At 35.6% G+C, this 20,887-nt stretch carries 21 protein-coding genes; 5 read left to right on the top strand and 16 right to left on the bottom strand.

Annotation, left to right across the window (positions count from 1 at the left end; genetic code table 11):
- Window positions 1–193: 193 nt before the first annotated feature.
- A complete protein-coding gene (locus tag BJ095_RS10005; RefSeq protein WP_107935102.1) occupies window positions 194–1,087 on the bottom strand; it encodes an SDR family oxidoreductase in 894 nt (297 codons plus the stop codon).
- Window positions 1,088–1,309: 222 nt separating this feature from the next.
- On the opposite strand from BJ095_RS10005, the gene sspO reads away from it, so the two are divergent.
- Window positions 1,310–1,465 carry a small acid-soluble spore protein O gene (sspO, locus tag BJ095_RS10010; RefSeq protein ID WP_235867630.1) on the top strand — a complete coding sequence of 52 codons (156 nt, stop codon included), beginning with the start codon at window positions 1,310–1,312 and terminating at the stop codon, window positions 1,463–1,465.
- Between the two features lie 326 nt (window positions 1,466–1,791).
- Window positions 1,792–2,208 (top strand): NAD(+)--rifampin ADP-ribosyltransferase, encoded by a 417-nt coding sequence (gene arr / locus BJ095_RS10015; RefSeq protein ID WP_107935103.1) that lies wholly within the window; start codon window positions 1,792–1,794, stop codon window positions 2,206–2,208.
- Window positions 2,209–2,547: 339 nt separating this feature from the next.
- Here the strand turns inward: arr and BJ095_RS10020 are convergent, their stop codons facing one another.
- The 7 genes from BJ095_RS10020 to BJ095_RS10045 form a co-directional block, all read right to left on the bottom strand.
- Window positions 2,548–2,766 carry a hypothetical protein gene (locus BJ095_RS10020; RefSeq protein WP_107935104.1) on the bottom strand — a complete coding sequence of 73 codons (219 nt, stop codon included), beginning with the start codon at window positions 2,764–2,766 and terminating at the stop codon, window positions 2,548–2,550.
- A gap of 246 nt (window positions 2,767–3,012) precedes the next feature.
- A complete protein-coding gene (locus BJ095_RS10025; protein ID WP_107935105.1) occupies window positions 3,013–3,363 on the bottom strand; it encodes a hypothetical protein in 351 nt (116 codons plus the stop codon).
- A gap of 162 nt (window positions 3,364–3,525) precedes the next feature.
- Complete coding sequence (locus BJ095_RS10030; protein WP_107935106.1) at window positions 3,526–4,023, bottom strand: hypothetical protein; 498 nt, start codon at window positions 4,021–4,023, stop codon at window positions 3,526–3,528.
- Between the two features lie 173 nt (window positions 4,024–4,196).
- Window positions 4,197–4,361 carry a hypothetical protein gene (locus tag BJ095_RS19035; protein ID WP_181418026.1) on the bottom strand — a complete coding sequence of 55 codons (165 nt, stop codon included), beginning with the start codon at window positions 4,359–4,361 and terminating at the stop codon, window positions 4,197–4,199.
- A gap of 136 nt (window positions 4,362–4,497) precedes the next feature.
- Window positions 4,498–4,725, bottom strand: a complete 228-nt coding sequence (locus tag BJ095_RS10035; protein WP_107935107.1) for a hypothetical protein — start codon at window positions 4,723–4,725, stop codon at window positions 4,498–4,500.
- Between the two features lie 318 nt (window positions 4,726–5,043).
- Entirely contained in the window at window positions 5,044–6,195 is a 1,152-nt protein-coding gene (locus tag BJ095_RS10040) for a M24 family metallopeptidase (protein ID WP_107935108.1), read from the bottom strand.
- A gap of 66 nt (window positions 6,196–6,261) precedes the next feature.
- Complete coding sequence (locus BJ095_RS10045) at window positions 6,262–7,575, bottom strand: MFS transporter (protein ID WP_107935109.1); 1,314 nt, start codon at window positions 7,573–7,575, stop codon at window positions 6,262–6,264.
- A 120-nt stretch (window positions 7,576–7,695) separates the two neighbouring features.
- Here BJ095_RS10045 and BJ095_RS10050 point away from each other — a divergent pair, with 120 nt between their 5' ends.
- Entirely contained in the window at window positions 7,696–8,571 is an 876-nt protein-coding gene (locus BJ095_RS10050; protein WP_107935110.1) for a LysR substrate-binding domain-containing protein, read from the top strand.
- Window positions 8,572–8,852: 281 nt separating this feature from the next.
- On the opposite strand, the gene BJ095_RS10055 is transcribed toward BJ095_RS10050, so the two are convergent.
- The 3 genes from BJ095_RS10055 to BJ095_RS10065 form a co-directional block, all read right to left on the bottom strand.
- Window positions 8,853–9,785, bottom strand: coding sequence for an aminoglycoside phosphotransferase family protein (locus BJ095_RS10055; protein ID WP_107935111.1), 933 nt, complete (start codon window positions 9,783–9,785; stop codon window positions 8,853–8,855).
- A gap of 175 nt (window positions 9,786–9,960) precedes the next feature.
- Window positions 9,961–10,494 (bottom strand): GrpB family protein, encoded by a 534-nt coding sequence (locus BJ095_RS10060; protein WP_181418027.1) that lies wholly within the window; start codon window positions 10,492–10,494, stop codon window positions 9,961–9,963.
- A gap of 171 nt (window positions 10,495–10,665) precedes the next feature.
- Entirely contained in the window at window positions 10,666–11,370 is a 705-nt protein-coding gene (locus BJ095_RS10065) for a hypothetical protein (protein ID WP_107935113.1), read from the bottom strand.
- A 454-nt stretch (window positions 11,371–11,824) separates the two neighbouring features.
- Here BJ095_RS10065 and BJ095_RS10070 point away from each other — a divergent pair, with 454 nt between their 5' ends.
- A complete protein-coding gene (locus tag BJ095_RS10070; protein WP_107935114.1) occupies window positions 11,825–13,288 on the top strand; it encodes a phospholipase D family protein in 1,464 nt (487 codons plus the stop codon).
- Between the two features lie 350 nt (window positions 13,289–13,638).
- On the opposite strand, the gene BJ095_RS10075 is transcribed toward BJ095_RS10070, so the two are convergent.
- From BJ095_RS10075 to BJ095_RS10095, 5 genes are all read right to left on the bottom strand, one after another.
- Window positions 13,639–14,121, bottom strand: coding sequence for a hypothetical protein (locus BJ095_RS10075; RefSeq protein WP_107935115.1), 483 nt, complete (start codon window positions 14,119–14,121; stop codon window positions 13,639–13,641).
- 137 nt (window positions 14,122–14,258) lie between these two features.
- Complete coding sequence (locus BJ095_RS10080; protein ID WP_107935116.1) at window positions 14,259–14,729, bottom strand: DMP19 family protein; 471 nt, start codon at window positions 14,727–14,729, stop codon at window positions 14,259–14,261.
- A gap of 1,017 nt (window positions 14,730–15,746) precedes the next feature.
- Window positions 15,747–16,220, bottom strand: coding sequence for a YtxH domain-containing protein (locus BJ095_RS10085; protein WP_107935117.1), 474 nt, complete (start codon window positions 16,218–16,220; stop codon window positions 15,747–15,749).
- Window positions 16,221–16,550: 330 nt separating this feature from the next.
- A complete protein-coding gene (locus BJ095_RS10090; RefSeq protein WP_107935118.1) occupies window positions 16,551–17,852 on the bottom strand; it encodes an NCS2 family permease in 1,302 nt (433 codons plus the stop codon).
- Between the two features lie 570 nt (window positions 17,853–18,422).
- Entirely contained in the window at window positions 18,423–19,046 is a 624-nt protein-coding gene (locus BJ095_RS10095) for an FMN-binding negative transcriptional regulator (protein WP_107935119.1), read from the bottom strand.
- Window positions 19,047–19,207: 161 nt separating this feature from the next.
- Between BJ095_RS10095 and pdxR the strand changes: the two genes are divergently transcribed.
- Entirely contained in the window at window positions 19,208–20,590 is a 1,383-nt protein-coding gene (gene pdxR, locus BJ095_RS10100) for a MocR-like pyridoxine biosynthesis transcription factor PdxR (protein WP_107935120.1), read from the top strand.
- Window positions 20,591–20,887 lie beyond the last annotated feature (297 nt).

The raw sequence follows: 20,887 nt of genomic DNA on the forward strand, positions 1-20,887 counted from the left end.
TTACTTATTCAAGTTCACTCCAGCAAATCTCTTGAACATTTACTAAAAAATCTGACCCGCTTATCAGACACTGTTATTCCTAAAAGAAGCCCACTACAATTGGGTATTTAACTCCAACTGCAGCAGGCTTCTTATCTTTTACATTATCTATGCTTAAACGAGAATGGGGTTTTTATTTAACTCACATTTAAGATTATAAGTCGATTGCTTCGCCACCTGTTACCCCGTAAATCTGACCGGTGATATAACTTCCTTCATCGGAGGCTAGGAGAACATACACCGGTGCTAGCTCTACTGGCTGTCCCGCACGACCAAGAGGAGAATTTTGTCCAAACTTAGGGATTTGTCCATCCAATTGTCCGTTATCCAGCTGCAATGGTGTCCAAATTGGTCCTGGAGCAACCGCATTGACACGCACCCCTTTATCAGCAAAGTACGCGGAAAGGTTTATCGTAAAGTTGCTTATTGCACCTTTTGTAGCCGCATAATCCATTAAAGATGTAGACGGATTAAAAGATTGAACCGATGAGGTAGTAATAATTGCACTTCCTGCTTCCAAATGCTCTTCGGCAGCTTTTACCGTCTCATACATGCTGATAATGTTTACTTTGAAGGTATCCTGCACTTGTTGGATGGATAAATCACTTAGGGTTGGCTGTGCAATTTGCTGCGCAGCATTCAATACTAGCGTGTCCAATCCACCAAAAGCTTCCACTGTTTTTGTAACAATCTCTGTCGCAGCTCCATCTTCTCGCAAATCATATGGTAGCAACAATGCTTTTCTGCCTGCTTTTTCAATTAATTCTTTGACTTCGTTCGCATCTTCTTCTTCGCCAGGGAAGAATTGGATAGCTACATTTGCACCTTCTCGCGCATAGGCAATAGCGGCGGCACGCCCAATTCCGGAATCGCCACCAGTAATCAAAGCATTACGGCCTTCTAAACGATTATAACCCTTATATGATTCTTCCCCGCAGTCAGGTTTAGGGCTCATTTTACTCTGTAGTGCTGGAGTGTTCTGTTCTTGATCTGGGAATTTGTCTGTATAAAATTTCGTACGTGGATTAGTTAGATGTGGATTTTTCATCAAAATCATCTCCTAGTAAAATATTTAAAGCCAAAGTAAAAAGTTCACCAAAAGCTTATAAAAAGTAAGCTTTCACAAACTAATCTCTGGTACATTTTTTACCCTACGATCTTTTTTTTAAACAGCTTCAGATCTTTAAAACCTTTCAAAAGGACATAAGAATTAACAAAAATGCATACTAAGGATTCCACGTGGCAAACTAAAATCATGGAGGTGGATATTGTGAGTAACAGCGAAAAGAAAAATTCAAGTGGTAATGTTAGTGATGAGCAAGCAGTAAGGAAGAATTTATCAAGGGAATTTGATCATGAACTTGCAAACGAACCCTTAACAGCGACAGAGAGACTTAATAATAAGAAAACCAAGAAGCGTCAATAAGCTAAAATGATACAAGCCGGAATTATCAAAAGGAAACATCAAGCCCCCATCTCTAGTAAGGTGGGGGCTATTTAACATAATATCCTCAAATTTCTTTAACGACATTATAGCTCTTTAATTAAAAAAACACCTCCCTTATTAAGGAAAGCGCCAGATTGCTTGCATTCAGAAACGTTGATTGCTAACAGGAACAACGATAATTGTAATTCGATATTAATCACTCTACTTACATTATACCGTTCTTTAAAAATTATTTATAGACTGTTCATTTCGTAATTTGGAAATTAGTATTATATACAGATCTATCACATAAGGGGTGTAGCTTTATGAATGACAAAGGAGAAGTTTTAGATAAGGGTCCGTTTTTTCATGGTACTAAAGCTGAACTGAAAATCGGGGATTTGTTAGAGCCACAGTACTTATCAAATTACCAAGATAAAAAATCGAACTATATATACTTTACTGCAACATTGAATGCTGCTAAATGGGGTGCTGAATTAGCAAGATCTGAATCAAAAGAAAGAATTTATATTGTCGAACCATTAGGTGAGTTTGAAAATGATCCGAACTTAACTGACAAAAGATTTCCTGGAAACCCAACACGTTCTTATAGGTCTAAATCTCCTTTGAAAATAATAGCCGAATTAAGTTCATGGGAAAGACATTCCGATGAAGAAATAAATCAAATGCTAACATCTTTAAAGAAGCTAACTGAAGAAGGTAAAAATGTAATCTATGATTAATCCTTAAAATCTAAAAAGTAATGACTTAGCAAATCGTACAAAAGCGCAAAAATATTGCCCCCAACCCTTGGGGGTCATCCCTTTTTTATTTACTACTCGAACTCTTGTACTTCTCTAATCAATCGAATTTGCAGCCTTTATGTATTAATGAAATACGACCAATTGTGGAATACCTATAAAGTTATTTCAAACAGTATTTTTAATAATTACAAGCCAATTAGCGTACATTTAAAAATATTTTTACAAAATAATTTTGCAAGCAAAAATGCTCAGAAGTTTAATCTGAGCGTTTTTCGTATATCTTCTTTGTTACCTATGCACCGGTTAATTTAATTAAAACTAAGTGCTACTTTTTATAGCTCTACCAACACCAAAAGTAATTAATAGGATTAACATTGCAGAAAAGATTAAAGTCCAGATATTTCCTTCTCCGAATAAAGCAGTTAAGACCACATCACCTGAAGGAACTCCCAACGCATACAGTAATGGTAATCCGAAAATTACTGAAGCAAAACTGATTACGAAAGTTAATATAGGATTCCTTTTCTTTCTTTCCACAATTCTCACCCCCTCCTCCCTAACTACATTATCATAAATTTCTAAATTATCAGTAAATTAACGCCGTTAATATAGACTGATTTTTAAACAGGAGATAAGTAGAATAAAATTGTTACCGAAGCTTAGGTTAGTATCTAATCTAAAAAGACTGTTCTTTAATAATTTGGCTCGATTATTGAATAAAGACCCATTCAATTCATGGAAAGCGCCCGATTGTTAAAGATTGTTCGGTTTTTATCAAGTAACCTATTCATCTATCAAAACTATTTCTTTAGCCTCAACTTGTCGGCTACTGTTACATCTATTTATAATTTTAGCTTCCGTAAGAATCACTTGTACAATTACACCAGTTTGAAAATCCTTAGCACTTAATTCCTCTCGATTTAGGTTTCTAAAAGTAGTGTTATCTGTGAGAACAACAGCACAAGAGTACCCAATATCCTCGGTATAATTTTCCGTTTTTTGAACCTGATCTGAACACTCTACAATAAAAGTCTTTTCTTCAATCTTATTAAGTCGTCCATATAATGAAGTAGTTTCATTAGAACAAGCAATTAAAAAGACACAGCAAACAATTATTGACACTATTCCTTTCAAGGTATTTCCCCCGCTCCATAAAGATAAAAAAACAATTTGAAGATAGCATTCAATATATAAACTTCAAAATAATTATATATAGCATATTAATATCAGATTTTTAAAATACAATTCTAATTCGGAAATTGCGCTTTTGTTGAGGTTCAAGACATTGGCTTATTGTTAAACTAAAAGCTCGTTTAAATTAGAAAATATATGTTCCAAATAAATAATTCCCATGAATATTAACCAAATAGCACAAGGAATTATCAGACTTTTAACAGAATGTACCCAATTAAATTTATAGTTCCTTTTTTGTATCATTTTATCTGTAATTAAGAACAAAATTGCTGCACCCAAACTAAAAGGAAGTAAGATAAGACCAAAAAGGATGTGAAAAATTACGTTAAGAATTAATTCGATTTTTTTATGATTATTTTTTCTCGTTATAAATTTACTGATCAAATCACAAATTATTGAAGTTATAACCCCATAAATTAATATAACTGGGAAGCTGTACATCAAATAAACAGGTGTAGCTAATATAAAAGTGAATATGTATTCTCCAATCGAACTTATACTTTCTCCAAATGGATTTGGAACAATTAATGCCACTAATATAGCAAACAATGATCCAGATACAGATGCTGATATTATTTTCCTCCATATAATCGCACTCATATAAAATTCCCCTCTTCTATGTATCCTATTTAGGATTAAGTGTAAATCTCATCCATCCTATATTCCACACTCTAGTCCTATTGCTGAAAATGGCACATTCATCTTTAAGAATTGTGCCATTTTGTGGATTATCATATTGACTTAGAGAATTTATTAGTTCAATAGGGATTTATTCAATTTTTATATAAACTCAAACCTAATCTAATTAGCAATATCAAAAATATTAAAATAATTATACTACCGATTGTAGCCCAATCTATTTCACCATCACGAAAGAAACTTACAGCTATTATTGCTATAAGCACACCCACAATACCAGAAAGGAATGTCTTCAACAATTTCATCCCCCTTCTTCATTATCAAACTTCTTAACCCGTTAGTTTAAGTATATCTCTTCTCAATTCTTATATAAATTTTAACATAAATATCCAGATTTTTTTAAGTAGTGTTCAATAATATGAAAAGAGCACTTCCTTATTCAAGAAAATCGCCCGATTGTGGAATAAAAGCAAACATCCAAGTTAACGTGAAAACTATAAATGCAGAAGCAAAACACATCCAAAAAATATTGCCTTTTGTATTTAGCACTTTTGTAATAGTTAATTTCTTTAAATAACTTGTTAAATTTAAGCAAAAAACAACCGCCAATATAGGATTAAGTAAAAATGAGATAGCCAATAAAGAGTCGATTAATTCTTCCATTTTCATTTCTCCTTCACAAGGCTACCTAAATTTTAACATTAATATCCATATACCTTTAATATGTAATTTAATTAAGTGGCCCGATTACGGCATAACTAACGTGAGAATTATTTACACATTATTAATAGAAATAACATAATTCTTTGCCTGCCTGTTTTTACATAATGATATTAATATCAAATGAAAAAGGATCTCCGACTGGAAGATCCTTCAATACTTTTTGTGGAACAAAATGGTACATCATACTTCTACTATCTGTTCACATTCCCTAAACTGTACTATGGCGAATTTCTTTTTCTTGACCACGCTCATAATATACTAATGATAGGCTATAGGATTAAAAATTAATTCATCTATGGTTCGTGGACACTCAGTTAGCATTTCATATCCATTTTTTGTAACGAGAATTGTGTCTGAATGACGGAAGCCTCCTATTTCAGGAACATATATACCGGGTTCCACAGTAAATGTCATTCCCTCTTGTAATGTTGATGCGTCATCAAAACGGAAGAATGGAGCCTCATGTACAGCTAGACCAATACTGTGTCCACTTCGATGAACGGCATATTCACCATACCCTGCCTGTTGTATAAATGATCGTGCCGCAGCATCTACATCACTTGTCTTTACATCTGCTTTGATTGTATCAAGCGCTGCTTTTTGAGCATTCATCATCACTTCGAACAATTCTCTTTGTTTTGCTGTTGGCTCCCCAACAAAGCAAGTTCGTTCACATTCACCTTTATATCCATCTAGCGAAGTAATTCTTGTAATTATTAATCCATCTCCTGTATTTATTTTTCTCAAATTTGAAAACACATGAGGTAGAATCGTTCGTTTTACTCCTGATGGATTCATTCCCCCTGTAAAAAGGCTTGAGTCGGGATAATGGTTGGATGCATCTTGATAAAAAGCGCTGGCTGCAGCATTTTCAATATCCCGTTCAGTCACTCCTACCTTTAAAGCTCGAAATGCTGCTTGTATGGATCCCACTGCTAATGAGCATACTTGCCGCATTTTTTCTAATTCCTTTTCATCTTTTAACGCCCGATTTTTAACCATTTCGGAAGTAACATCTGTTAATTTCCAGTTTTCTCTCTGGAGTATATTTGCTAATTCAAAAGATAAGGAGCGAGACTCAATCCCGAGTCTTCTTTCTCCATTTAGAGCTTGTAAACATTTTATTATCAATGCAATCGGTTCATTACCCTGCTTTGCTTTTTCTGGATGCTCATAATATACAATTAAATGATCAAATTCTGCTTTTAATTTTGCATGCTCTTCTTCTAGACCAGGAACAATTAGTATACATTCATTCTTGGTCACTATTGTGAAAATTGGACGGGAATAAGTAATTATTTCAAATCCAGTTATATAACACTGGTTATTTGGATCAGTTAATAATACAGCTGTAAGTTTTTCCTTTTCCATTAAACCTCGTAACTTGTCTAACCGTTTGTCAAAATTCATTAGATCAGCTCCTTTAAACCTTTTACACTTACAAAACAGTCCTGCGTCTTCCAACTTTAAATGAATTTATGCCGTCTTTGTTCCAGCATCATTTTGTACAAAATCGTTACGCACATTCCCAAGGAGAAGACCCATAATAAGAGATAAAATAGTACCTACAATCAAATAGCTGAACGCAATGGAATAAGATCCATTGAATAGCTGAATCAAACTACCCATAACTGCTGGAGTGATAAATGCTGCCAAATTCGCTCCAGTATTTATCATTCCAAAAGCGCTTCCCATGACTGACGAGGGCAACATCCTCAATGGCACAGCCAAAACGCCCATGTATGCAATCTGAAGGAAACAGGCTGCCATATTTTGAAAGATAATTGTCATTGTCAGAGATTCAACATTGAACATGCCGAAAATACAAATGGCTGATAATAAATTTCCGTAGATGATCAATAGTCTCTCACGGTTCACAAAGACTTTGTCAACCAGCCACCCTCCAACCAAGTACCCAATCATACCAGCAATTGCCGGAAGTGATGAGTAGATCCCAGTATCAAGTAAATTGAGTTTACGTACATTCATGAGATAGGAAGGCACCCAGCTAGTCAGTCCCCAAATCGCAGTATACAATCCAAACAGAGCCACCATGATTTTCCACATGGAAGGGGATTTCAGCAGGGAAACAAAGGATACTTCCCCTTCCTGCTGCTTGATATCAGTAGGACCGGTTTTGTCTGACCGGAGAAATAGCATGAACAGCAGGGCGGTAATCACTCCCATAATTCCAAGGCATATATACACGTTTCTCCAACCTATTTGCGTAATGAAGTAGGCTCCCGCTATACTTGCAACGAACCCACCCAATACGATTGCGACCAGTAATACTGACTGTATACTAGTTCTTTTTTCGGGGCTCACATTCTCACTCATTAGTTTGGTAGCTGCTCCTGGAAATGCACCTTCTCCCAATCCAAAGAAAAATCGGATAACCAATAGAGAAGTGACCGACCAAGCCACACCTGACAAACCGGCAAATAAAGAGAAAGCTAGGATAGTTACTATAATGGCCGTTTTGGAACCGTATCGGTCTGCTATCAAGCCACCAGGTATCTGCATGAGTGTATAGCCTAAATAAAATATACTTAGCACGATCCCAAATGTCGCTGCATCCATTTCCAGTTCTTTTCCAATAGGTAAAATGGCTATGTTTATGAACATACGATCAACGGAAGAAATAAACCATCCTAGGAATAGTAGTACAATAATTCCCTTTTGTCGTGGCAACCTTGCATTCAAATTCTCCGCCCCCTTTGCTTTAATACCTTCAAAGTAAAAATAGCTAGCTTTCGTTCCCTCCATCATTCGCTCAATTTTTTGTAACATGTTCCTTACAAAAGCAACATTAAAGATATTATAAAACTAAAAGACAGAATTGTAGAAATACTTAAAAATATCTATAATAATACTCAATAAGTATTATTACAGACAACGAGGAGGCGGAAAATGGAGCTGAGGCATATTCGATATTTCGTGGCACTTGCAGAAGAGCTTAATTTTAGACGTGCATCTGAACGCTTGCATATTGCACAACCCCCACTTAGTAGGCAAATTCAGCAGTTGGAAGAGAAAGTCGGCGTTCTTCTGTTTTATCGGACCAATCGCCGGGTTGAATTGACCCATGCAGGAAAAGCTTTTCTGGAAAAGGCCTATCAAATGCTTGACTTAGTTGAGGAAGCATGTGACACCGCAAGAATGTCAGCAAGAGCAGAACATGGGAAGCTAGTAATCGGTTTTACGGGGACTGGAGAAAATATACTTCCCATAGTAGAGAAGTATCGGGCTATGCACCCTTCCGTCAACTTGGATCTACAGTTAATGGGGACAACCGCCCAAATCCAGGCCTTGCATGGGAAAAAGATTGATGTCGGACTTCTCACCCCACCTATTAACAGCGAACAGCTAATCGTAAAAAACTATATGAATGTTCCTATTCAAGCCATGCTGTCAGAAAAACATCCTTTGGCCATGAAAGGGGGGCCTATTTCTATCACAGATTTGGCAAAGGAGTCATTTGTTATTACCCCCCGAGTGATTGGACCGGGGTACTACGATGTGATAACGAAAATCTGTCATCAAGCCGGTTTTTCTCCAAAAATCACGATTGAAACTCATGACATCCAAACTGTTATATCTCTTGTATCCATGGGGATGGGCGTTTCCCTTTCTGCTAAATGTCATACTCAAAATACTGGAGTTGTCTTCAGGGAACTTGTGGATACGTCAACTACTTTAGAATTGGCAGTAGCATATCGTCATGATGAAAAATCTGAGGTGTTGCATTCGTTTCTTGATATATTTTTCGATTATTATTCAAATTAAAATGATGGAAGCCGCTTTTCATTTACGCGTTGATAAGTGGCTTACTATTATTCTTTAATTTTTTTCTTGTTTAACATCTATTAAACTAGTATCAAAAATCAAATTCAATATATTAAAAAGGTCTAAGCCTATATAACTGAAACCTTATATATGTTATTCAATTAAATGACCCTTTAACTGAAAAAGACCCTTCCCCTATTTAAGGAAAGCGCCAGATTGTTGAATGTCTGAAAATATAATCGCTGCACAGTAATTGCTAAGTTAATTTGCAAAAGCTGTTTTTATCGAACGTGCATTTCCTCTGTATACCACTTAGGTTTTATTTTACAAAAGTAATCATGATCCTCTAAAAAAGCGTAAACCTTACCTAACATATCATCCATGTTGTCTGGAATAGTTTTTAAGGTCCAAATTACAGTAGAGAAGACACACATTGCTAGGTAAAGTGAATAAAGTCTCCAGAAATATTCATCGGGTTCAGTATTATTAAAATAGCCCCTAATTTGTCCTATTGAAAAGGGGATACTTACTTCTCGACTGAATATACCAATTTTAAGAAAATCATGAATGGGATCTCCCCAATCATACCTGTTAAAATCTATAACTCCAGCAAACTGTTTATTATTTACAATGATATTTCCGGGATGAAAATCATCATGTTGGAATAAATTCGGACGTTTTTTCATGTGGTGGATATTTTCCTGAATAAAATTCATTATTTTTTGGTCATTTTCAACTTTAATGCCACATGCTAAATAGTCTTCATAATATTTCTTATGCTTTTTCTCTTTCCTTAAATGCCACGAAGTGATATGGCAAGGAGCTGTAAACTGATGTATTTTCCTTAATTCCTTCCCAGCTTCAAAGCCGATATCAAACTGCTCTTTTGCTGAGTATTTGTGGATTTCATCCTCGGCATCTTTACCCTCGATGTATGATGTGATCATGTAACCCCGACTTCCTAACTCACCCATAGAAATCGGCCGCGAACAAGTAACTTTATATTCCCACATTCTTTCTAGAATCAAATATTCTTTCTTTTTTGATTCAAACTCTTCTAACTGAAATGTTCTAAGAAGTAACTTTTCGTTATCATCATTCATGTGTACTAGAAATTTTTCATCTGAGGAAAATCCCTTATTAATTTGAATAACTTCCTTACAATTACTTATAATCGGGATCTGCTTTAGTAGAGTTTCTTTATCTCTGTTCATTGATGCCACACCTCCACGGTAATTATAATCCTTCAAAAATCACCCTCAATTTTAATATATTTATCCATGTTAACTAGAGTTCTTATTCGAGTAAATGGTCTTATAGCTGAAATAGGCACAATTTCTATTCAAGAATCGCGCTGATTGTTGAATTAATTATAAGGTAGTAAGCCAATTAGTATTTTTTCTCAAGTTTATTGCTTTGGTACCAAAACATTGCTTTTCGTTCAATCTCCATGGCTAGCTGTTCCTTGCCTTTGATATATGATTCAATGTCATAGGGAAATATTTGCGATAGATATGTTTTTAAATCTCCATACTTTTTGGCGACATCTGAATGTGCTCGCAAGTAATCACGGAATGCTAAATGACGTTCAATTTCGGGATTACCTAATTGATAAATGTGGACATGGTGGGTTCGATTATCTCCACCTTTTTGGAAGTATCGACGCTGAGAAATCCCATTTTCTCCTTTTGGCTTATAACCAATTTCGATCATTGATGTGTTAAACTTATCGATTCGATTTATGTCTTTAACCACAGGCATAATATCAATGATAGGCTTTGCTTTTAGACCGTTTACGGATGTACTGCCAATGTGGTGAATATCAATGATTTCTAAACCGAGTATCTTATGTAATATATTTGCTTCTTCTTCAAAAATTGAAAGCCATTGCTCGTTATATGGCTTCACTACAACTTTTCTCACTTTGAGCCTCCCCAATTGTTTATTAAAATTTTTTCCCATTCCCAAGGTTCCTAGTGATTTGAAACACAGTAAATACGGTACATCCCTCAAGAAACAGGGTGAGCAAATTTTTCTGCTATCGTGCAAATAATCCATCCCTTCTTTTAATGCAGCTCCCCCTTTTCCTTATGGCTAATTCTTATTTGTATCTAGTAACACCTGAGAGTAGTCTTTATCCCCTATCTCTTCCTCGGAGATAAGCTTACGGTTCACATACATCACATCCCCGTAAACTCCTCCAGATATGACACCGTTGTTATCTTCTGGTTCTATTATCGTATAATGACTATGGAGATTTGCCTTCGGGAACGTATCGACTACCCACTTTATAACCTCGTCATCCTTTTCCCTCATTCTTATAAATGACAGAGGATGATCATTAAATAGTTCTGATAACTCAGCTCGTAAATCATATGTGTTTTCTGCATCAGACGTAAAATTTATATCATCATATGCATCTACTAACCCGAACCTACATTCACGACCTAGCTGGTTACTACAATAATCTTCTAACTTATACTCTAGTTGCCATTGAGCACTGAAATCATAATCCGTATCTTCAAACACTTGAAACGGCATTACAACCTCGTCCCCATCGTATTCTTGGTACTTTACTTGAAAGATTGAAAAGTAGGATCGAATGGGAAAACCACCAGTACCCTCAGTGTCCCAATATCCCTCCATCTCCTCACTAACCACCTCATAGTCACCTAACGCTTTTTTTTGTAGTGTATCGTTTTCTTCTATATACGGCATGAGACTTTCGTATTTTCCTCCACAACCTGTCAGCACTACCCCTATTACAAGTAACAACGCGAACCATTTAATCTTCTTCATATGAAACTCCTAATCCACCTTTCAGATTCTAGAACACTGTAATACTTCATTCTCCTATTTTACCATAAAAAGTAATTTCCTCTTGCATATACATATTTGTTTTCCTTCCTTAACAATCTGGTCCTATTGCTGAAAATGGCACAACTTATCTTCAAGGATTTTATTATATTGTTAAATAATGACGTGTAATTAATTAATCAGCTAAATAACACCATAACTATTAGTAAAATTCTTCAAGTGATTTATTGTTTTTTAGTTTCCTCCATGATACTCGCTTCGAGAAATAATGTGATCTGCATACATACAATGCTCCTTCTAATACCTATCGTAATTTCCCAATTATACTAGCGCCACTAGCATTTCCTTAAATATTACCAGCCGCCATGCAATCTACCGCTGTTTAACTTTGCTTGTTCAGGGGAATTAAAAGTACAAGAGTATTGGAGGAATTTCAATGAAAAAAGTTCAGAAGAAATGGAACAGCTGGAGTCGCAGAAATAAAGTTATAAGCGCTCTTATACTTCTTTTGATTTTGCTATATATAGGAGAAATGTTATGGCATACATATAAACCGTTGCCGGAAGACATTTCCTATGAAGGAGACTTGCACAGAACGGACAATATTGAAATGTTAACGGATTTAACTTATGCGCAAGACCAGGAAGGGACCAATCGGAAACATGAGAATCATATTTTTGATGAAGTTTATGCACTGATTGATGAAGCTGAACAGTTTGTGGTGGTGGACTTCTTTTTGATGGATGGGTATTTCGATGAAAAAGAAGATTTCCCGCCAATCGCGAAAATCCTCTCTGATAAGCTTGCCGAGAAAAAGGAAAACAATCCCGATATGCCGGTTGTTTTCATCACCGACCCGCTCAATAAGGGCTATGGCTCCTATGAAACTCTGTGGTTCAAGAAGATGCGTGAAGCCGGGGTAGAAATTGTTTACACCGATTTAGAGCAGCTGCGGGATTCCACGCCGATTTATTCAGGCTTATACCGATTAATTTTTCAATGGTTCGACCACGACGACAAAGGATGGATTTCCAACGCCATGTCAAGCAAAGCGCCAAAAATGACCGTATCTTCTTATTTGGAACTGCTCAACGTGAAAGCCAACCACCGCAAAGCGGCCATTTCGGAAAAGGAAGCGATTATCACATCATCAAACCCGCATGATGCAAGTGGCTTCCACGGAAATCTTGGTTTGAAAGTAACGGGACCCGTCATAAACGATATCCTGGAGGCAGAAGAAGCGGTATCGCTCATGTCGGATGGTCCGAAATTGCCGAGGGCCGATATACCCCAGCAAGGTGACGGCCAGTATGCTGTACAATATTTAACCGAGAAGAAAATTTTGGACGCCTTGCTTGAAGATCTAGAGGCGACAAAAGCAGGAGATAAAGTTTGGATTGGCATGTACTTTATTGCCCAGCGCGACATTGTCAACACTTTAACAAATGCAGCAAACCGGGGTGTGCAGGTGAATATGATTCTAGACCCAAATGAAAACTCATTCGGCCAGAAAAAGTCCGGTCTGCCAAATCGACCGGTTGTGAACGAGCTGCTTGAGGATACAAATGAACAAATCAACATTCGCTGGTACAATACCGTAGTCGGCCAATACCATACAAAAGCCATCTGGATTCAAACAGCGGAACAAACAATCATTTCAAGCGGTTCTGCCAACTATACGGAACGAACATTGGAGAATTACAACCTGGAAAATAACGTACGTATCCTCGCTCCAAATGATAGCGCGCTCGCCTTGGATATGGAACGATATTTTGAACGACTTTGGAAGAATGAAGATGCCCTCTACACTCTTGATGCGGAAAAGTATCAGGATAACCTCTCCTGGTGGCAGCGCTGGATTTACACGGCTCAAAAAGCAGCCAAGGTAACCACTTATTAATAGAATAAAGGAGATGCTTCCTATTTAAATGTGGCATCTCCAATAATTTAAGTTAATAATTCGATTTCGTCAGCAGTTGTAAAAGAGATACCACTGAAATGCACATCCGAATTATAGGATTCCAAAAAGCGTGAGTTGGAATTCTAAGATGTTATTCAATATGAGGTATCAAATGTAAAAAAAGTATTCTTATTAAAGAAAGGCTCGTGATTGTTGTATATCAATTTTTATTAAAATAGTGATAAATTATTGGAAATTAAGCTACTCCACTAAATAATAATTCAATAGCGGAAGGGTTACGATACTGTCTCTGAAAAAGAAAAATGTTATTTAACTAGAGCTTCCATAGATCAATCAGTTACCTCATATATTTTAAGTACTTCAAGGAATGCTTGGATTAACAAACGTGCAAGTGGTGTTGTCAAAGGAAGCAAAATAAAGGCATAAATTGTTCCCCAAATCAGAACTCCCTCTACATTAACACCTATATATCCTCCCTCAATATACGTTCTAAGACTTCCCCCCCTAACAATATACTCACCAAATAAAGCACCGATTGTTCCAGTGTACAGTGAGATAAATAATGCGGATATTAGGCTTAATAACCAAAATTTTTTATTTGAAACCTTATCTTGATTGGTGAAATAAAATCCTAATATCCCAAAGGTTAGAATGAAGGGAATAATCGCTGCGTAATACAACCAACTTTCGCCAAAGAAAGATGTAAAGCCACCTGCCATTCCTTGTGCAATAAACATAAATATAAATGAAATGCAAAATGATAAAACAAGACCAAATATCAAACCTATCATAATGCCTTTTGTCTTTTTCATAATTTTGCTCCACTCCATGTTAATTAACGATGCTAAAATTGTTTATTTATAACTAATTCTACGTAATTTCAAGAAACAAGCTGATTAAAATGCCTATTACACTAATTTACGCTTTTTCCTTCTGCAAAATAACAATATTAATCTTCAATTACTTCAATCAAGTATGTATAAATTGTAACAAAATATGTTTCTAATAACTCTCTCAACTCATCATTAAATTTGTAATATTCATCTGTTGCTTCTCCAACGATATTATAAAATTCATCTTCATAATTTTCATCATTTTCTAAGGCAACGTATAAGTTCCACATCTTTTTACAATACTTTTTCTCAAGTGTTACATAGTGGTTAGCGCCAATTTCTTCAAGGATTTTAATTAGTTTATTCAAGTAGTTATCTATTCCCATGTCTTTAATTTCCTGTCCAAACCACTTAAATAAGCTTTCGTGACCTCCACTTTCAAGTTCAGAATAGTAGTGATAGACAATTAATGATTTATTTAAGATATTATCCTCGGATGATAAAATAGATTTACTTAAAACATCTATTACAGCGTTTGAGATATCAGTCTTTGTCATTAAATCTTTTCTTTTCATTTTTGGTTTCATAGCATCCCCTCCTATTCATCTACCTCTTGAGCAGCTTAATTTCCCTTTTAATTATAGTGTAACCTTACCAAAACAATATTTGGTAAATTTTATAAAAATTATGTAACTTAGCGATCTAGCTCTATCACGAAAAAAAGCGATTTTCTTATTGAAGAATCGCCCCAGATTATTAAAGAAAAAACCGCTCTTTATCTTTAATTAACTTTATTTTTCTTATAGAAAGATAAACTTGCCGTTAGTATCACTAGGATACCTAATATAATTAGAGCTGTTAATTTTAAATAGTTTCCGGCTATGTATGAAAACAGTAGCCCTGCAACTCCACCGAGGATAAACATGCCGACTATAAACTTCAAAATATATCACCTTGTTCCTTCAATATAATAAGTTTTAGTTTATCACATTTAAAAATATTAACTATTTTAATAAATCCCTTCAATATTATGACCCTTTAGTTAAAGAAGGTACTTATCAAGAATTCCCCGATCGTGGAGGCTAATGTAAAGCCAATTTAGTTCGCTTTTTTGGTTACATTCTGTAATATAAAATTTCCTAATCAAATAAGTGATTAAATAATTCATAGAAGAAATTTTCAATGGTTGAAATACTACCAATCTTAATTATAAAAATATTGGGAAGTTATAAAATCAGAGTCAATTCATCTTACCCAAAATGAATCATCGTATATTTTCCCTAAATCCACCCTACTTACAGCGTTGTTGGAAGAATGTAAACTAATAATGGATGCTATGGGAGTCTATACACAATATCCTCCTGAAGCAATTGAAAGTTTCTATAATAAAATTGAAATTTTTCATAATAAAATATGGTAAAAAGTTACTTTTCCTTCAACTTCCAGGCTTGATGAGAAACGGATATCGATATGAAAAAAATGCAAATGGCACATCCCTCAGGTACAAGATGTGCCAATTTTTTATTATCTAAATCATTTTGCAAGGTTCCTATAAACGTAGAATTGATATGACCCTTATCATAAGGTCTTTGAATCGAAGAATCCTAATTATAAGCACCGTTGCTTTGCCCATTACTACCATCTATTACTTCTTCGCCAGCTTCTTTGACTTTTCCCCCGATTTCCTTTATATCAGTCGTGACTTCCTTGGCATTGGAAAGAATCTCACTTGACTCTTCCTTTAACACACTTACCGGAAAAAGAATGTTCTCGTTCACTTTTTCATAAAGATTTTGAGCATCCCTGATTGCTTCTTTCAAAACGGAAGAAGCGGATTTCAATCGCTCTTGTAAGTCGTCCTTCACTTCAGAAGGATTGTTTTTGACTTGGCTGTACATATCCATTGTCGAATCCTTCATGTTTTTTGTTGTGGCAGTTATTTTGTTTCTTGTGTTTGAATCAAGCATTGTAAGAGCTCCACCAATAACAGCCCCTATCATCATACCCTTTAAAAGCTTTCCATTTTTCTCGTTTGTGGTAGTTGTCGTTACATTGTTATAAGTAGCAGCTTGTGTCATAAAAATTATTCCTCCTTTATGTTTTCTGATTTTGTTATTTTACTCCTTAGGTGCCCGATATTACTTTCATTTAAACAATTTGAGCAAATTCTTTTTTTATCAGCTATTCAACAGTTCTCCACGAATGAAGGAAAAATCATGACGACTTTTTTTCTCTAGCTGCAGTGATTAGTAAAATTAGAGTTTCTGTTCGTCGAGCCAAGATTTAATTCCACGCTTCCTTAGTGGTTGGTTTATGTGTACCTCCTCAGTGGACTTTCACCACCTAGATAGTTGCCTGTCTGGCACACATAAAAAAGCCTCTCGCTTTATACGAGAGGCTCGAAGTTTTTAGTGAGGCATAAATACTAACTGGATAATGAATAAAATCGCGAAGAAGTAAAGTAATGGGTGAACATCTTTACCTTCACCTTTGAATAATTTAAATAATGGGTATGAAATAAACCCGAATGCGATACCAGTTGAAATACTAGATGTTAATGGCATGATTAAAATAACTAAAAATGCTGGGATTGCTTCTTCAACTTTATCCCATTCGATACCGCGAACAGCACCAATCATTAAACTACCTACGATAATTAATGCAGGTGAAGTAATGGCAGAAACACTTGCTAACGCACCAGCTAATGGTGAGAAGAATGCAGTAATTAAAAATAGTACTGCAACTGTTAACGACGTTAAACCTGTACGTCCACCCATTGCTACGCCAGAAGAAGATTCTACGTAAGCTGTTGTTGGGCTTGTACCAAACATTGAACCGATTGTTGTTGATAATGAGTCACCAAGGAATGCCTGACGTGCTCGTGGTAATTTATCATCTTTTAAAATCCCAGCTTGTTTGGCAACGCCGACCATTGTACCTGTTGTGTCGAATAATGTAACTAAAATGAACGAGAATACTGTCCCGTATAAGCCGTATTTAATTACATCGCCAAATGCTTCAATTGGATTCCATACTAAAATACCTTCTGGTAATGCTGGCATAGCAACAACACCAGTAAATGTTAAGTTACCAGTAATTGCAGCGATTATTGCTGTAACAATCATACCCCAGAAAATTGCACCGAATGCACGGTACATCATTAAAATAGCAGTAACAAGAACACCTACGATCGTTAACCAAACCATAGGGCTTGATAAATCGCCTAATTTTACTAAGTTTGATTCGTCACCTGTCACTAAGCCTGCCGAACGCATACCGATGAAAGCGATGAATAAACCGATACCAGCCGTAATGGCTAATTTCAAGTTATTTGGAATTGCTTTTACGAGCATTTGTCGTAAAGGCGTTAAGCTAATAATGAAGAAAAGAATACCGGCTACGAATACAGCAGAAAATGCTGTCATATAGTCAATTTCACCTTTAGAAGCTTGGACAACCGTGAACGTAAAGAAAGCGTTCAGACCCATACCAGGAGCCATTGCGATTGGATAATTTGCAAATAGTGCTAACCATAACGTACCAAATACAGCAGCGATAATTGTCGCTGTAAATACTTGTTCACTAGGCACACCAGCAATAGATAGAATTGAAGGGTTAACGATTACAACGTATACCATTGTACAGAAAGTCGTTAAACCTGCTAAAATTTCAGTCTTTACAGTAGTATTATTTTCTTTTAGTCGAAACAAAAAGTTCAACCTCCTAAATACGAACATTTAAAACAACGAAATTAATAATATTCGGTTTTCAATTTTAATGCAAGTGCTTTTACGTAAATTTTCGTCTCATACAAAAAGTTGTTATAACAAGAATATTTAGAATATGAGGAGTTAGTCATGTGATTAATCAACCAACGAAACGAAAGAATGAAACAGAATACGAAGAATTTAAGGGAGTGGATTGTTAAGAGGTAGCTTATGTCCATATTACAATGATGTAGTTAGACGCCTTGCGATCGATAATTGGGGGCGATACATCAACCGAATACCAATTTATATACTTTAGAGGATAATGAAAATTTACATTTTAAAAATGAAAAGTTAGTAGCCAAGATTATTACATAATGAGCTTTAATCTTATAAAAAGGGTGTGCGAATTAACCATTGGACACCCCTTTCTACCTCATAAATATTTCCTAAGTGACGTTTGGTAACTTGGATATAAGATTGTTATTCCACAATATGGTTCTATTGCAGAAAAAGCACAATTTTTCTCCAAGAATTGCTCCCGATTCTGGAATAAAACCTAATATATAATCCTTATTTATTATTCTGTATTGTTTTTTTCATAACCTTGGCCAATTGTTGAGAGTTTATATTATCTTCTTCTTGTAATTTTTTAATGATATTCTGATAATCCTCTTCCTCTCGATTCTGACTTAGCTTATAAGCAGCTTGAATTTCTTCCACTTTAATTTTAAAACCTACTATACCTTTTAGTTGCCGTTCTAATAGTTGAGGGGATAATTTATTCCATAATATTGGATTTTCACGATGGTTCTCGTACTTTTCTAACAGCTTAGTTAGATCTTTTTTTAACTCCTCACCCCCTAAAATGGTTGCCTTCCCATATACATGTACGGCCTGATAATTCCATGTAGGTACATTTTCATGCTTATACCAAGAAGATGAAATATAAGCATGTGGTCCTTGATATATAACTAAAACATTTTCACAACTTTCGAACGTCCTCCATTGGGGATTACCATATGCTAAATGTCCAGTGAGGAAATATTCCATCCCAATTTTTTGAAGCTGTAATGGTAGATGCGTCGCAATTGGCTTTTCGTTTTGGGTTGTAACGACAGTTGCAAAGGAGTTCTCCTCCATAAATCCAATCACTTCATCCATATTTTTCACCTGAAAATATTTTGGTATAAACATAAACATACTTCTCCTTTCATTATGAATTCTTACTAATTCATCCTGGCTAATTTCAATTCTTTTAACTGTTATTAGAATTTCATTTGTTAACATCGTATACTAGTAAGTGACATCTTTAAAGGTACAAAATAAACAAAATAGACATGTCAGAGGTGATGGCCATGAAAAATATCATTTTCACGCTAGAGAATGGTCCTTCTAAATATTTACAGATCTATGAGCGTTTTAAATTACTAATTGAACAAGGTGACATTCTAGCTAATGAACAATTACCTTCCATTCGTCAACTTGCAGATTCATTGCAAGTTAGTCGCAATACAACATTAATGGCTTATGAACAACTTGTTGCAGAAGGCTATATTCGTGGAGAAGGAAGAAGAGGCTATTTTGTTATTGATTTAGAACCTTATTTAGTTCAAGAGGATACATATTCTATTCCCCGTCAGCAATCAAAACCAATAACAAACTTTATTGTTGATTTTAAAGCTGGAGCTGTCGATCAAGCTAACTTCCCGTTAAAAGTTTGGAGAAGAATTTCAAATTCAGTCCTTACCCTACAGGAGACTTTTCTTTACGGAGACCCCTTTGGCGAAATGTGTTTGCGTGAACAAATCGCTACTTATTTACTTCAATCTCGTGGAGTCAAGGCAGACCCTAATGCAATTATTATTGGTAGTAGTACCCAGCAAATGTTGACTCATCTTGGTCAAATAATGAAAGAGGATTTTCAAAGCATAATTGTGGAGGATCCAGGATATGACGGTGCAAGAGAGGCGTTTGCATTTCATCAATTTACACTTGAAACCTTATTAGTAAATGAAACTTGTACAGATTTTTCACAATTAAATGATACGAATTCACGGTTAATTTATGTGACTCCTTCCCATCAAAGCCCACTAGGTGTAAGTATGTCAGTGAAAGAAAGACAAATGCTTATTCATTGGGCTAACAAGATACAAGGGTATATTATCGAAGACGATTATGATAGTGAATTCCGGTATACGCAGCAACCATTTCCGGCACTAGCTTCCATCGATTCAACAAGAGTCATATATCTAGGAAATTTCTCAAAGTCCTTTCTGCCAGGAATACGTCTTAGTTATATGGTGCTACCTCAGTTACTCTTAAAACATTATAAGAATCGATTTCTTCGCTTTGAGAGTACCGCTTCACTTATTAGTCAACTTACAATGGCTAAATTTATGGAAGAGGGAGAATGGAATCGCCACATTAAAAGGATGCGTCTTGTTTATAAGCGAAAAATGCAGTGCGTCGTTTCAGAGTTAAAAAAAGAATTCCCTGAAACAATCACCATTATCGGGGAACAATCAGGATTGTACATACTAGTTAAGGTACATCTAAACCGTTCTGAACAATGGTTAATCGATCGTGCTTCCATACATGGTGTTAAAGTGTACCCTACCTCTGTATATTTCATAAACAATCACTCTGATGAAGCAATTATTAAACTAGGATTTAGTAATCTGACTTTTGATGAAATTCGGTTAGGTGTGGAGCTATTAAAGAAAGCGTGGTCTTTATAAGTATTTTAGCGATACCGTAACTACAGCTAGTTACGGTTTCACTATTAATTGAGGTACTAACAACAAAAATTACTTCACCCTTATTCGACTCTTAAAAATGGGCCTGCTCCACAATATGGCCTTATAGCTGAAAAGGCGCAATTCACTCAAGAATCGCGCCAGATTATTGAATATCAAAATTTATAAAATATAATGTTGTTTAAACTTTAGAGAACTAACTTATATAGCCCTTATTTACATCTTTCACACACTACACTATCAGCAGTTCTTGCAATTGCATTATCTAAGCGTGATACT

Origin of the sequence: Ureibacillus chungkukjangi (assembly GCF_003217295.1) — a bacterium.
GTDB lineage: Bacteria > Bacillota > Bacilli > Bacillales_A > Planococcaceae > Ureibacillus > Ureibacillus chungkukjangi.

What these genes read in the sequence shown, in the direction of transcription:
- arr (WP_107935103.1), top strand. Translation starts at nt 1,792, where the DNA reads ATGAATGACAAAGGAGAAGTTTTAGATAAGGGTCCGTTTTTTCATGGT.
- BJ095_RS10035 (WP_107935107.1), bottom strand. Translation starts at nt 4,725, where the DNA reads ATGGAAGAATTAATCGACTCTTTATTGGCTATCTCATTTTTACTTAAT.
- BJ095_RS10065 (WP_107935113.1), bottom strand. Translation starts at nt 11,370, where the DNA reads ATGAAGAAGATTAAATGGTTCGCGTTGTTACTTGTAATAGGGGTAGTG.
- BJ095_RS10050 (WP_107935110.1), top strand. Translation starts at nt 7,696, where the DNA reads ATGGAGCTGAGGCATATTCGATATTTCGTGGCACTTGCAGAAGAGCTT.
- BJ095_RS10085 (WP_107935117.1), bottom strand. Translation starts at nt 16,220, where the DNA reads ATGACACAAGCTGCTACTTATAACAATGTAACGACAACTACCACAAAC.
- BJ095_RS10055 (WP_107935111.1), bottom strand. Translation starts at nt 9,785, where the DNA reads ATGAACAGAGATAAAGAAACTCTACTAAAGCAGATCCCGATTATAAGT.
- BJ095_RS10080 (WP_107935116.1), bottom strand. Translation starts at nt 14,729, where the DNA reads ATGAAACCAAAAATGAAAAGAAAAGATTTAATGACAAAGACTGATATC.
- BJ095_RS10070 (WP_107935114.1), top strand. Translation starts at nt 11,825, where the DNA reads ATGAAAAAAGTTCAGAAGAAATGGAACAGCTGGAGTCGCAGAAATAAA.
- BJ095_RS10040 (WP_107935108.1), bottom strand. Translation starts at nt 6,195, where the DNA reads ATGAATTTTGACAAACGGTTAGACAAGTTACGAGGTTTAATGGAAAAG.
- BJ095_RS10030 (WP_107935106.1), bottom strand. Translation starts at nt 4,023, where the DNA reads ATGAGTGCGATTATATGGAGGAAAATAATATCAGCATCTGTATCTGGA.
- BJ095_RS10095 (WP_107935119.1), bottom strand. Translation starts at nt 19,046, where the DNA reads ATGTTTATACCAAAATATTTTCAGGTGAAAAATATGGATGAAGTGATT.
- BJ095_RS10045 (WP_107935109.1), bottom strand. Translation starts at nt 7,575, where the DNA reads ATGTTACAAAAAATTGAGCGAATGATGGAGGGAACGAAAGCTAGCTAT.
- pdxR (WP_107935120.1), top strand. Translation starts at nt 19,208, where the DNA reads ATGAAAAATATCATTTTCACGCTAGAGAATGGTCCTTCTAAATATTTA.
- BJ095_RS10005 (WP_107935102.1), bottom strand. Translation starts at nt 1,087, where the DNA reads ATGAAAAATCCACATCTAACTAATCCACGTACGAAATTTTATACAGAC.
- BJ095_RS10075 (WP_107935115.1), bottom strand. Translation starts at nt 14,121, where the DNA reads ATGAAAAAGACAAAAGGCATTATGATAGGTTTGATATTTGGTCTTGTT.